General features: G+C 68.3%; 13 protein-coding genes and 1 other RNA gene. 6 read left to right on the forward strand and 8 right to left on the reverse strand.

Features of this window, described 5'->3' with window-relative positions; all coding sequences use genetic code 11:
• The first annotated feature begins 19 nt into the window (after window positions 1–19).
• From AB4079_RS14500 to AB4079_RS14515, 4 genes are read left to right on the forward strand one after another with little or no spacing between them, the layout of a single operon-like run.
• Window positions 20–1,036, forward strand: a complete 1,017-nt coding sequence (locus tag AB4079_RS14500; RefSeq protein WP_441788018.1) for an adenosine deaminase — start codon at window positions 20–22, stop codon at window positions 1,034–1,036.
• Window positions 1,033–1,860: an alpha/beta fold hydrolase gene (locus AB4079_RS14505; RefSeq protein WP_441788019.1), complete on the forward strand. Its 828-nt coding sequence runs from the start codon at window positions 1,033–1,035 to the stop codon at window positions 1,858–1,860. Before AB4079_RS14500 ends, AB4079_RS14505 begins: the two co-directional genes overlap by 4 nt.
• A gap of 60 nt (window positions 1,861–1,920) precedes the next feature.
• Complete coding sequence (locus AB4079_RS14510; protein WP_441788020.1) at window positions 1,921–2,556, forward strand: SatD family protein; 636 nt, start codon at window positions 1,921–1,923, stop codon at window positions 2,554–2,556.
• The gene (locus tag AB4079_RS14515) at window positions 2,553–3,413 is read left to right on the forward strand and encodes a hypothetical protein (RefSeq protein WP_441788021.1); all 861 of its coding nucleotides are present in this window, start codon (window positions 2,553–2,555) and stop codon (window positions 3,411–3,413) included. The genes AB4079_RS14510 and AB4079_RS14515 overlap by 4 nt, the downstream gene beginning before the upstream one ends.
• A 32-nt stretch (window positions 3,414–3,445) precedes the next feature.
• Here AB4079_RS14515 and AB4079_RS14520 read toward each other — a convergent pair whose 3' ends face one another.
• Entirely contained in the window at window positions 3,446–3,712 is a 267-nt protein-coding gene (locus tag AB4079_RS14520; RefSeq protein WP_441788022.1) for a hypothetical protein, read from the reverse strand.
• Between the two features lie 301 nt (window positions 3,713–4,013).
• Between AB4079_RS14520 and AB4079_RS14525 the strand changes: the two genes are divergently transcribed.
• Window positions 4,014–4,283 carry a hypothetical protein gene (locus AB4079_RS14525; protein ID WP_441788023.1) on the forward strand — a complete coding sequence of 90 codons (270 nt, stop codon included), beginning with the start codon at window positions 4,014–4,016 and terminating at the stop codon, window positions 4,281–4,283.
• A 404-nt stretch (window positions 4,284–4,687) separates the two neighbouring features.
• Here AB4079_RS14525 and ssrA read toward each other — a convergent pair.
• The 7 genes from ssrA to prfB form a co-directional block, all read right to left on the reverse strand.
• Window positions 4,688–5,083: a transfer-messenger RNA gene (gene ssrA / locus AB4079_RS14530) on the reverse strand.
• 134 nt (window positions 5,084–5,217) lie between these two features.
• Entirely contained in the window at window positions 5,218–5,889 is a 672-nt protein-coding gene (locus AB4079_RS14535) for a DUF5666 domain-containing protein (protein ID WP_441788024.1), read from the reverse strand.
• A gap of 89 nt (window positions 5,890–5,978) precedes the next feature.
• Window positions 5,979–6,719, reverse strand: a complete 741-nt coding sequence (locus tag AB4079_RS14540) for a tyrosine-protein phosphatase (protein WP_441788025.1) — start codon at window positions 6,717–6,719, stop codon at window positions 5,979–5,981.
• Between the two features lie 13 nt (window positions 6,720–6,732).
• Window positions 6,733–7,209, reverse strand: coding sequence for an SsrA-binding protein SmpB (gene smpB, locus AB4079_RS14545; protein WP_441788026.1), 477 nt, complete (start codon window positions 7,207–7,209; stop codon window positions 6,733–6,735).
• A gap of 110 nt (window positions 7,210–7,319) precedes the next feature.
• Window positions 7,320–8,225: a permease-like cell division protein FtsX gene (ftsX, locus tag AB4079_RS14550; RefSeq protein ID WP_441788027.1), complete on the reverse strand. Its 906-nt coding sequence runs from the start codon at window positions 8,223–8,225 to the stop codon at window positions 7,320–7,322.
• The gene (ftsE, locus tag AB4079_RS14555; RefSeq protein ID WP_441788028.1) at window positions 8,222–9,286 is read right to left on the reverse strand and encodes a cell division ATP-binding protein FtsE; all 1,065 of its coding nucleotides are present in this window, start codon (window positions 9,284–9,286) and stop codon (window positions 8,222–8,224) included. The genes ftsX and ftsE overlap by 4 nt, the downstream gene beginning before the upstream one ends.
• 250 nt (window positions 9,287–9,536) lie before the next feature.
• Complete coding sequence (gene prfB, locus AB4079_RS14560) at window positions 9,537–10,649, reverse strand: peptide chain release factor 2 (protein WP_441788029.1); 1,113 nt, start codon at window positions 10,647–10,649, stop codon at window positions 9,537–9,539.
• A 78-nt stretch (window positions 10,650–10,727) separates the two neighbouring features.
• Between prfB and AB4079_RS14565 the strand changes: the two genes are divergently transcribed.
• The gene (locus AB4079_RS14565) at window positions 10,728–11,993 is read left to right on the forward strand and encodes an MFS transporter (protein ID WP_441788030.1); all 1,266 of its coding nucleotides are present in this window, start codon (window positions 10,728–10,730) and stop codon (window positions 11,991–11,993) included.
• The last annotated feature ends 32 nt before the right edge of the window (window positions 11,994–12,025 follow it).

Genomic DNA, 12,025 nt, shown 5'->3' on the forward strand with positions numbered 1-12,025 from the left:
CGGTGGCAGGATCGTAGCCATGACCCACGGCACCCTCACCGACGAAGCCCTGCACGCCCTGCCGAAAGCCGAGCTGCACCTCCACATCGAGGGCACGCTGGAGCCGGAGCTCGCGTTCGAGCTGGCCGCGCGCAACGGCGTCGAGCTGCCGTACGGCAGCGTGGAAGAGCTGGCGGCGCAGTACGACTTCGACGACCTGCAGTCCTTCCTCGATCTCTACTACGCGACCATGGCCGTCCTGCTGACCCGCGACGACTTCGCGGAGCTGACCCGCCGCTACCTGCGCCGGGCGCACGCGCAGGGCGTCCGCCATGTCGAGCTGTTCTTCGACCCGCAGGCGCACACCGCGCGCGGTGTCGCCTTCGACGACGTGGTCGACGGCATCGGCGACGCCCTCGACGAGGCCGAGCGCGATCTCGGGATGACGGGGGCGCTCATCCTGTGCTTCTTGCGCGACCAGCCGGTCGCCTCCGCGGAGAAGGCCCTGACCGTCGGACTGACGCGGACCGATCGGATCATCGGCGTCGGCCTCGACTCGGCCGAGGTCGGCTATCCCCCGTCGCTCTTCGAGGGCGTCTACGCGAGGGCGCGTGCCGCAGGCCTGCATGCCGTCGCACACGCCGGCGAGGAGGGCCCGCCTGCGTACATCCGGGAGGCGCTCGACCTGCTCCACGCGGAGCGGATCGACCACGGCATCCGCTCCATCGAGGACGCCGACCTGGTCGCGCGGCTGGCCGAGGAGCGCATCCCGCTCACCGTGTGCCCGCTCTCGAACGTTCGGCTGCGGGCGACGCCCGACCTGCGCGACCATCCTCTGCTGCGACTGGATGCGGCAGGCGTTCCGGTGACGATCAACTCGGACGACCCCGCCTACTTCGGTGGCTACGCCGGGCAGAACTTCACGGCGGTCCGGGATGCCCTCGGGCTGGACGAGGAGCAGGCACGGCGATTCGCGCGCACCTCCATCGAGGCGTCGTTCGCCTCACCGGAGCGGAAGCAGGGACTGCTCGCCGAGCTGGAGGGCTGGCGCCCATGACGGGTGCGCAGCGACTCCGGACGGCCGACGGTCGCGACGTCCGATACTTCGACACCGGCGGCGCCGCGGACGCACCCGTGCTGGTCTGGCACCACGGCACGCCGCAGACCGGCGCGGTGATCGAGCCGATAGCGGTGGAGGCCGCGTCGCGCGGACTGCGGGTGATCTCCGTGGCGCGGCCCGGCTATCCCGGGTCCAGCGCCCGGCCCGAGCGCTCGGTGGCGGACGCAGCCACGGACGTGCTCGCTGTCCTCGATGCCCTTGGTGTGGGCGGCTTTCTGACCGCTGGCGCGTCCGGTGGCGGGCCGCACGCCCTCGCCCTGGCGGCGCTGGCGGCTGATCGTGCCGCCGCCGTGGTTACCTTCGCCGGGCTCGCGCCCTTCGATCGCTCCCCCGACTGGTTCTCCGGAATGGCCGATCCGGGCGGCCTGCAGTCCGCTCTCGCCGGGCGACAGGCCCGACTGGCCTACGCCGAGACGGCCGAGTTCGAACCGGACTCGTTCACCGCGCGTGACTACGAGACGCTGAGCGGCGCGTGGGCAGCGCTCGGAACCGACGCCGGCCTCGGGGCGGCCGAGGGCCCGGTCGGAGAAGCGGACGACGATGTCGCCTACGTATCACCGTGGGGCATCGAACTGCGGGCGGTGCGTTCCCCCGTGCTTCTCGTCCAGGGCGGCGCCGACCGTGTAGTGCCTGCCACCCACGCCGCCGCCCTGCTGGAGCGACTGCCCCATGCGGAGCTGTGGATCCGTCCGCGCGACGGTCACGTCTCGGTGTTGACCGCACTCGGCGTCGCCCTGGACTGGATGCGAGCCCAGCAGTGAATTCACGCCTGCAGCGCAAATCTACTTATATTCGAGCGTTATAAGCGATATTGTGAAGAGATGAACGTCACTGTCGCGCTGATCACCGACATCGTGGGCTCCCGCGACCTCGCAAACAGGTCCGCCGCGCAAGACGAGATTCGCGCCGTCTTCGCCCGCGCCGACCGGAGTTTCCCTCCGGAGGAGTCCCTGTGGGCCACCGTCGGCGACGAATTCCAGGCGCGCTACCCCGACCTAGGGGCCGCACTGGGCGCCATCGCGCTGGTGCGGCTGAGTCTGCCCGAGGGACTCGACTGCCGATTCGGACTCGGTGTAGGAGAAGCAACCGAGATCGAGCCGGGACGGGACGGCAACGCCATCCAGGACGGGTCCGCCTGGTGGCGTGCCCGAGAGGCGATCGTCACCGCGCACCGACGTCAGGATCGGGGGCAGCCGTCCGTCCGGACCTGGTTCGTCGCCGAAGACTCCTCCCTCACCGCGGCGGCGAACGCACTGCTCCTCCAGCGAGATCACACCATCGGGCGTATGAAGGCCCGCGAGCGGCGCCTCGCGGCGGGACTGCTCGAGGGGCGCACCCAGACGGAACTCGCCCAACAGGAACGGATCGCCCAGCCCGCCGTCTCGCAGACGCTGCACCGATCGGGGGCGATCGCTCTGGAGGCCGGCATCGAACTCTTCCGGAAGGCGGCGACATGATCTCGGCCATCCTGCTGCTGACGATCGCCGCGATCGACATCGTGATCGGACTCGCGAAGCTGCGGCGACCTACGAGTCCAGCGGCGGGGTCCCTCGCCGCTCGCTGGGCTGCGTGCGTGGTCGCTGTCGCGCTACCCGTCGCCGGCGCGGTGTTCGTCGCGACCCCTCCCGCGTGGGCCGCCGCCATCGCGCTGTACGGGCTGGTGTGGCTGTGGGCCGAGAGCCGCTTCCTGCGCGGCCGAGGGCACACCACCTTTTTGACGGCGGCGATCCTGGCCGTCACCGTCGTCGCGGTCGCCGTGGTCTCCGAGCGCCCGACCGACGGCGACGCAGCGGCCGCGCGCGCGTTCGCAAGCTACACGACCGGCGCCGGCCTTCCCGTGTCGCTGTCGCTCGCCCTCGCGGCGGCCGCGGCCGCGCTCATCCTGACGCGCACGGCGAATGTGGTCTGCCGAGCGGCCTTCGGGCGAACCGTGACGTCGGATGAGCCGGTCGACCTGCAGCCTGAGCGCCGCTGGTCCATCACCTTCCGCTCCCGAGAGGTCGGCTCCGTCGTGGAGGCTGCGCAGCCCTGCGAGCCCGTGGGAGTCGTGGACACCGCGGCACCCGCGGCGGCTTTGCGAGGCGGACGGGTGATCGGTCCGCTCGAGCGCATCCTGATCGTCGCTCTCGCCCTGGTCGGGGCGGAGGCCGTCATCGTCGGGCTGCTCGCCGCGAAGGGCATCGTCCGGTTTCCGGAGATCAGCGCGGATGGGCGACGGGGATCGAAGGCGGAGGAGTTCCTGGTCGGCAGTCTGGTCAGCTGGACGATGGCAGGCCTGATGGCCGCCTACCTGAAGGTGCAGCGAATAACCTGATATCTGCCCGATATAAGCGAAACCGCGGGGACTCAGTCATCCGGCATCGGCACCTGCTCGACCGCCACACCGTCCCGCACGGTGCCCGGAAGGGTCTCCTCGTAGACGTACGCCGCCGCCTCCGGCCACGAGCTGGCATCCGCGAGGCGGAACACCTCTACCGCCCGCGCACCCTCGAACGTGGCCGACGTGCGGAGCAACCCGGGCGGCCTGGTGCCCTCAAGCGGCAGCAGCACGCTGAATGCCTCCCGCGACTCGTCCGGATAGAGCAGCAACGCCAGGAAGGTCTGCTCGTTCATCGGCTCTCCCCCGGGACCTCGGCGCATGCCAGCCGCCTTCCCGCGGACGAACGGCCCGGCGGCCACCGGCCCGTGAGGGAGCCGGCCGGCCCACCCCCGCGAGCCGACCGGCGCGAGGCGCCGGATATCCTCGGCTGCCGATAGTTCCCGAGTCCAGCGCATCGCTTGTTGAGCTTTCGCCCGCATGATGCACCCCCACCCTGCGGCTCGGCAACACACACTTCTGCGACGCTCGCTCAGGACGCGCGCTTGAGCGACTACTGCCTAGCCGCAGGCAACATCCGTATTGCACAATCGCCCCATGACAGATGCGGAGCACATCGGAGGGACCACGCTCGGCCCGGGCCACGCCCCCGGCGGGATCCCGTTGCGGATTCACCTCGACGAGCCGGCCTACGCAGCGCTCGTCCGCATCGCTCGACGGCGCAATACCAACGCAGCCCACCTCGTCGAGCAGTTGGTGCTCACCGCGCTCGAGCATGCGGACGTCCCGCCGCCCGCGGTCTCGTATCCGAAACGGCCGCACACCACCTACGAGCAGGCGACCAGCGGCTACCGGCCGGACAACTGAGCGCAGCATCAGAACAGCCGGCCGGAAGACTGCATTCAGTGGGACGCGTTCGTTCTCAAGGCTGTCGGCCACTACGCGGCTGACATCACCCGTCCGCTCGATCGTCGACGCCGTCTCGCGCCGACCGAGACGGGTAAGAGAGCCTCGCCATCGCGGCGACCATCAGGAGCGGACCAGCGATCAGCAGAGGGGCGAGCTCACCCCAGTGAAGGCCTGCAGCGGCGACAGCCCCAACGGCAAGCGCCGCCCCGATTGCCATCAAGGACCACGCCCACGATCGACTGCGATCTCGACGCGGCCGCACTCGTTGGCGCATGACCCGTCCACTCCGTTCTGGAAGTGCGGCGCACTATTCGCGACGACCGCGAATTACACGGTCTGAACAACGCGTGACAGCGACCTGATGGTGGAGATGGGGGGAATCGAACCCCCGTCCACTGCTGTGGTCATGTGCCTTCTACGGGCGTAGCCAGTGGAGTTCGCTTTCTCGGCCCCGGAATTTGTCGCTGGCATCTACTCCGACGGGCCCAGTATCAGTGGAAGTCCCTCTGCGCCCTCATACGCAACGCAGAAGCAAGTCCCCTAGCTGACGCCAGGATCCGGGTAGGGAACAATTCCCGGACTGACGGTCTCTTAAATGGCGGAGGTGAACTTACGCCGCGAGGGCGAAGTCGGCCTTGGCCGAGACAGTGCTGTTGTTATTGGCACTTATTTTTTCGCATGGATCGTTAACGAGATAACCATGCATCCTCGACCCGCTTCTCACAGTCACGCAGACAATGTCGAAACCGATCATCCCCATGCGCGGCCGTCTGGCCGGTCGCTGTCACGCGCTGTTGAATTGTGCAGATACAGATCCCACCGCTTCCGCGGCGAGCTTCTCATCATACAACACCGTTGCGCGGTCCATTATTCGTTTGCCGCTGCGCGGAGGCTATGACCCGGGCGTCTGCGGGGCTCCAGGGGTCGACGGCGGACGCGTCGGGAAGGCGTCCAACTTGAGGATGCGAGTGGCCGTCAACTGCCCATCCGAACGCGTTCCGATGACGATGACCTCATCACCGGTCGCGAAGTCGGACTTCGACGCCGACTGCCCAGGCACGCCGAACGCCGTCTGGGCGTCCACGGTCACCTCCACCGAGGAACCACCCGGCCGGTCGATGGTCCAGGTGTCACCGGAGAGCGAGGCGATGGTGCCGCGCGCCACCACCTGACCTTTCTGAGTTCCTCCGCCCTGCGGTGGGCCGCTCTTGCCGCCGCCCCCGCCTCCGTCGCCCGGGCGACCGGGCATCCCCGGCACGCCGGGCATTCCCGGCTGATGCGGGACGCTGTGCGAAATGACCCGCTCCCCCACGCGCGCCACCACGCTGGCGACCGCGAAACCGCCGGCCGTCACAAGCCCCAGCAGGACGACGATCGAGAGCACCAGCGTCGAGATCGCGAAGGCGAGCCCGTGGCGCTTGTAGAAAGGTTCGGTGGTCGCAGCGATGGGGCCACGGCCATACGCCCCGCTCGGAGCACCGTGAGTCGGAACGCCGTGAGCGCCCGGCGGAACGGGCGGCTCCTGGCGAGGAGGCAGCGGCTCGGTCGGCTGGGTGTTGCTCATGCTCACATGAAAGCAGCCTTCAGCCGCATCCGTGCTGTGAGGCTGTTATGCGTCCGATGAGAATGTGCGGCCGGTGAAATGCGAGGTCCTCACGCCGGCTCGATGAGCACCGAGCGGAGCTTCGCCAGCTCGAACTCGTCGAGACCCGCGCCGAGGAGGTACTGCCGAACGCTTCCGTACCGCTGCTCGACCCGGTCGATCGTCGTCGCAAGCGCCTCCGGAGGGCTTCCGCCGAGGATGATGCGCAGGTCGGGGGTGACCTCCACACCGTATCCGCGGATGAGCTCCACCATCCCCTCCAGCCAGGGTCCCTCGAGGTTCGCCTCCGTCAGCGCGTAGTCGGCGACGACGGTCTCACGATCGACTCCGACGGCCAGAAGGGCGAGCGCGATCACGATCCCGGTGCGATCCTTGCCGGCGGTGCAGTGGACGACGACCGGCTCGTCGCCGGTGTCCGCGATCTCGCGCAGCGCCCGCGCGATCACGCCCGTGTGCTCGAAGACGATCTTCTCGTACATGTGCACGATCGTCGCTCCCACCGTCGACGCCGAGGCGCCGGAGCCTTCGAAGACAGGGAGTGACAGCACCTCCACGTCCAGTCCCTCCAGATCGTCGGGGCGCGCCTGCACCTCGAAGTCGTCGCGCAGGTCGATGACGATGCGGACGCCGAGTTCGTGCAGCCCCTGGCGCCCCGCCTCCCCGAGTCCGCCGAGTGCGTCCGCGCGGAACAGCTTGCCCGGGCGCGTCACGCCGCCCTCGGTCCGGTAGCCGCCGACATCCCGGAAGTTGTACGTGCCTGCGATCGGGATGCGCTGAGCGGTGGAGTCCATGAACTCCAGTCTGTCACTCCCCCAAGTGGCGCTGGGTGGACATGGCGCGCTGCGCCTCGCGGTTGTCCTGGCGCTCGCGCAGCGCCTGGCGCTTGTCGTACTCGCGCTTACCCTTGGCCACCGCGATCTCGACTTTTGCGCGGCCGTCGTTGAAGTAGATCGACAGCGGGATGATCGTGTAGCCGCCCTGCTTGACCTTGTTCTCGATCTTCAGGATCTGCGCCTTGTGGAGCAGCAGCTTGCGCTTGCGGCGCGGGGCATGGTTGTTCCAGGTGCCGTCCGCGTACTCGGGAATGTGCACGGCGTCGAGCCACGCTTCACCGCCGTCGACGAAGGCGTAGCCGTCGACCAGCGACGCTCGTCCCAGTCGCAGCGACTTCACCTCGGTCCCGGTGAGCACCAGACCCGCCTCGAAGGTGTCCTCGATGGTGTAGTCGTGGCGCGCGCGGCGATTGGTGGCCACGACCTTCTGGCCACGTTCCTTCGGCACAGCACACTCCTGACATCGACACGGGAAGCCGCCCGGCACGATGCCGGGCAGCGGACCAGTCTATCGCCTCCTGGAGGCTTTCGGGCTCGCCCGACCTACGAGCGCGAGGCTCAGACCCGCAGGTAGCGACGGATGGCGAAGTTCGCGGACGCCGCCGCGAGCAGCACCCCGATGACGATGAGGATCGGGATGACGAGCCACGCCTGGTCCATCCCGACGAAGTTGATCGACTGGATGCGTTGGCTCAGGTATCCGCGCACGAAGAACTGCACCCCGACGGCCAGCACCACGGAGGCCAGAATCGACCCGATCAGCGCGGCGATCACGCCCTCGATGATGAAGGGGGTCTGGATGAACCGATTCGACGCTCCCACCAGCCGCATGATCCCGATCTCCCGCCTTCGGGAGAAGGCGGAGAGCCGGATGGTGGTGGCGATCAGGAGCACCGCAGCGATCAGCATGATCGCGGCGACGCCGATGGCCGTCAAACTGGCCGCATTCAGGATGCTGAAGATCTGATCCAGGTAGCTCCGCTGGTCGACCACGCTCTGCACACCGGCCGAACCGGAGAGCGTCTCAGTCAGTACTGCCGAGTTGTTCGGGTCCTTCAGGTTCACCCAGAACGTCTGCGGGATCATGTCCGGCGTGACGAAGTCGGCGATCTGGTTGCCCTTGAACTGCTGCTTGAACTGCTCGTAGCCCTGCTGCTGGTTCTGGAAGTAGAACTTCTGGATGTACGGAGCGAGCTCCGGCGACTGCAGCTGCTTCTTGACCGCCTCGATGGACTGGTCGGTCGCGGTGCCCGTCGGGCACGCATCCGTCTGCGTGCACATGTAGACGGCGACCTGGGCGCGGTCGTACCAGTACGTCTTCATCTGGCCGATCTGCATCTGCAGCAGGACGGCGGTGCCCACGAAGGTGAGCGAGATGAACGTCACCAGGACGACGGAGACCACCATGGAGAGGTTGCGGCGGAGGCCATTGCCGACCTCCGACCAGATGAGTCCGAATCTCATTTCGTCGGCCCCACATTCTGGTCGCCCTGGCGGTCGGCGCCCTCGCGCAGTCCGCTCAGGTCGAGGTTGGCGGTGAAGTTCAGGTGCTCCGGCAGCTCCTCGGAGGCGGGAGCGGGCGGGACCGGCTGCTGCTGTGCAGTCTGCTGCACCGGCTGCTGCTGGGGCGGCAGCGGCTGCACGGGCGCCGTCTGCTGCGGCACTGCGACGGGCGCGGTCGGCACGGACGTGGGGGCATGCGGCCGGGTCATCGGCGCCTCGGCCGGAGCGGCCCGATGCGCGGCGATTCCTCCGACGTGGGCGGGCGCCGACACAGGGACCGGCGCCGCCACAGGGACGGGCTCCTCGCGCTCCAGGGGCTGCGCGATCGGAACCGCTGCCGTGAAGCCGTAGCCGCCGTGCCGTTCGTCGCGGACGATCTGACCGCCCACCAACTCGATGACACGGCGCTTCATCTGGTCGACGATGGCCGCTTCGTGGGTGGCCATGATCACCGTGGTGCCGCCGGCGTTGATGCGCTCGAGCGTGGCCATGATGCCGGCGCTCGTTGCGGGGTCCAGGTTTCCGGTGGGCTCGTCGGCGAGCAGCACCTGCGGCTTGTTCACGACTGCGCGTGCGATCGCGACGCGCTGCTGCTCACCGCCGGAGAGTTCGTGCGGCAGGCGCTGGGCCTTGCCGTCGAGGCCGACCATCTTCAGCACATCCGGCACGGCCTCCTGGATGAAGCCGCGCGACTTCCCGATCACCTGGAGGGTGAAGGCGACGTTCTGGAAGACCGTCTTGTTGGGAAGCAGGCGGAAGTCCTGGAAGACCACGCCGATGTTGCGGCGGAAGTACGGCACCTTGCGCGACGAGATCGAGCCGAGGTCCTGCCCGAGGACGTGGATCTTCCCCTTGGTCGGCTTCTCCTCTTTGAGGATGAGGCGCAGGCAGCTGGACTTGCCGGAACCCGAGGCGCCGACGAGGAAGACGAACTCTCCGCGCAGCACTTCCAGGTTGATGCCGTTCAGCGCCGGGCGCGCCGTGCCCGAGTACTGCTTGGATACGTGTTCGAACCGGATCATGACCCTATGAGACTAGGCAGTCCGGCCGCGATCCGCAGTAACGACATGCCCGGGCACGCCAAGCCTGACAGCCCGTTGGACGTCCGGTGCGAGTAGCCCATGCGTCCGAGGGATCTCGTCGCGCCGCCGGATCGGGAGGATCACCGGGCTACATCGGCGCTCCGGTCCTCCTTTCCCTGCGTCCGCTCGGCGCGTCGCTCGAGACTCCTCCCTCGTCGAAAGGGACTCCTCCGGTTCAGGTCGGCAAGATTCAGTCGTCCGACTTGTTGCCGGCGCGCCAGCGGATGCCGGCGGCGATGAAGCCGTCGAGGTCGCCGTCGAACACGGAGCTCGGGTTTCCGGACTCGTAGCCGGTGCGGAGGTCCTTGACCAGTTGCTGACCGTAGAGGAAGTAGGAGCGCATCTGGTCGCCCCAGCTCGCCGTGATGGTGCCGGCGAGTTCCTTCTTCTTGGCGGCCTCCTCTTCCTTCTGCAGAAGGAGCAGGCGGGTCTGCAGCACGCGCATGGCGGCCGCGCGGTTCTGGATCTGCGACTTCTCGTTCTGCATCGAGACGACGATGCCGGTCGGGAGGTGGGTGATGCGGACCGCGGAGTCGGTCGTGTTGACCGACTGGCCGCCTGGACCGGAGGAACGGAAGACGTCGATCCGGATGTCACCCTCGGGGACCTCGACAGCGGTCGCCTCCTCCATCAGCGGAATGACCTCGACCGCGGCGAAGGAGGTCTGGCGCTTGTCGGCCGAGCCGAACGGGCTGATCCGCGCGAGGCGGTGCGTGCCGGCCTCGACCGACAGGGTGCCGAACGCGTAGGGGGAAGCGACCTCGAACGTCGCGGACTTGATGCCGGCGCCCTCGGCGTAGGACGTGTCCATCACCTTCACGGGGTACTTGTGACGCTCCGCCCAGCGCAGGTACATGCGCATGAGCATCTCGGCGAAGTCGGTGGCGTCGTCGCCGCCCGCACCGGAACGGATGGTGACGATCGCCGAGCGGTCGTCGTACTCGCCGCTGAGGAGCGTCTGCACCTCGAGCTCGCCGAGGGCCGCCTGCAGCGACTGGAGCTCGGCGCGGGCCTCGGCGGCCGACTCCTCGTCCTCCGCTTCGTTTGCCAGCTCGACCAGCACCTCGAGGTCGTCGAGCCGCCGTTCGATGGCGGTGATCCGCGCGAGCTCCGACTGGCGGTGGCTGAGCGCGCTGGTGACCTTCTGCGCGTTGTCCGTGTCGTCCCAGAGGTCCGGCACGCCGGCCTGCTCGTTGAGGTCCGCAATATCTGCACGGAGCCGCGGGACATCCACCACCTCGGTGATGTCGGAGAAGGTGGAGCGCAGGTCCGCGATCTGGGAGGAGAGGTCGAGTTCGATCATGTCGCCTTCCAGCCTACCGGGCGGTCGCAGGGCAGGCGCGGTCGGTCCCCCACGAGAAAGTTGTACGGTGTTAACGACATGACTTCCGACGAGCGCCCCTTCAGTTTCCGCTCCGTCGCTCTCGCCGCCTTCCTGCCGACGCTGCTCTTCTCCATCGGCGAGGGAGCGATCATCCCGATCATCCCGGTCGCCGCGGGCAATCTCGGCGCGGGACTGGCGATGGCCGGCTTCATCGCGTCCATGGTGATGCTGGGCGAACTGGCCGGTGACATCCCGAGCGGCTGGGTGGTCTCCCGCTTCGGCGAGCGCACCTCGATGATCGGCGCTGCGGTCGTGGCGATCGCCGGCGTGGTCGTCTGCCTGCTGTCGCCGAACTACTGGGTACTGACCGGCGGGATCTTCGTGGTCGGCGTCGCGACCGCAGTGTTCGCGCTCGCCCGTCATGCGTTCATGACGACCTACGTGCCTGCGCGGTACCGCGCCCGGGCGCTTTCCACGCTCGGTGGCATTTTCCGTGGCGGCTGGTTCATCGGGCCGCTCATCGCCTCGGCGGTCATCGCCGCCACCGGCTCGACGCAGTCGGTGTTCTGGATCTTCATCGTCAGCTGCCTCGGGTCGGTGATCGTGCTGATCGCTCTTCCCGACCCGGAGAAGATGTTCGGTCCGTCGCAGCGGGTCTCCGACGCGGCCGGTGCACAGGTGACCACGGGCGAGGAGGATGCCGAGGAGCGGACGCACGGGCTCTTCCGCACCATCTGGTCGTTCCGGGAGGTGCTCGCCCGCATGGGCGCCGGGGTGTCGCTCGTGGCCGCTGTGCGCTCCGCGCGGACCGTGCTGATGCCGCTCTGGGCCGTATCCATCGGCATCAGCGAGTCGAACACCGCGCTGATCATCGGCATCGCGGGCGCGGTCGACTTCGCACTGTTCTACTCGAGCGGCCAGATCATGGACCGTTTCGGGCGGATGTGGAGCGCCATCCCGTCGATGCTGGGCCTCGGCCTCGGCTTCCTCGTGCTCGCCTTCTCGCACGACCTGGGGTCGCCGGTCGCCTGGTACGTCGGTGTCTCCCTGTTCCTGTCGGTGGCGAACGGCGTCGGGTCGGGCATCGTGATGACGCTCGGCGCGGACCTCGCGCCGAAGGACCGGCCAGCGGCGTTCCTGGGAGCGTGGCGCTTCTCCGCCGACGCCGGGCAGGCGGCCGCTCCGCTGTTCGTGTCGCTGCTGACCGCCCTCGTCTCCATCTCGTTCGCTAGCGGTGTCATGGGGCTGTTCGGCTTGTTCGGCGCCGGGATGCTGGCCCGCTACATCCCGCGCTACGTGCCGCGTAGACCGCGCCCCGCCTGAACGGGAATACCCTCGACGCCGATTGCGCTTGT

The organism is Leifsonia sp. 2MCAF36 (assembly GCF_052115525.1).
Lineage (GTDB): Bacteria > Actinomycetota > Actinomycetes > Actinomycetales > Microbacteriaceae > Leifsonia.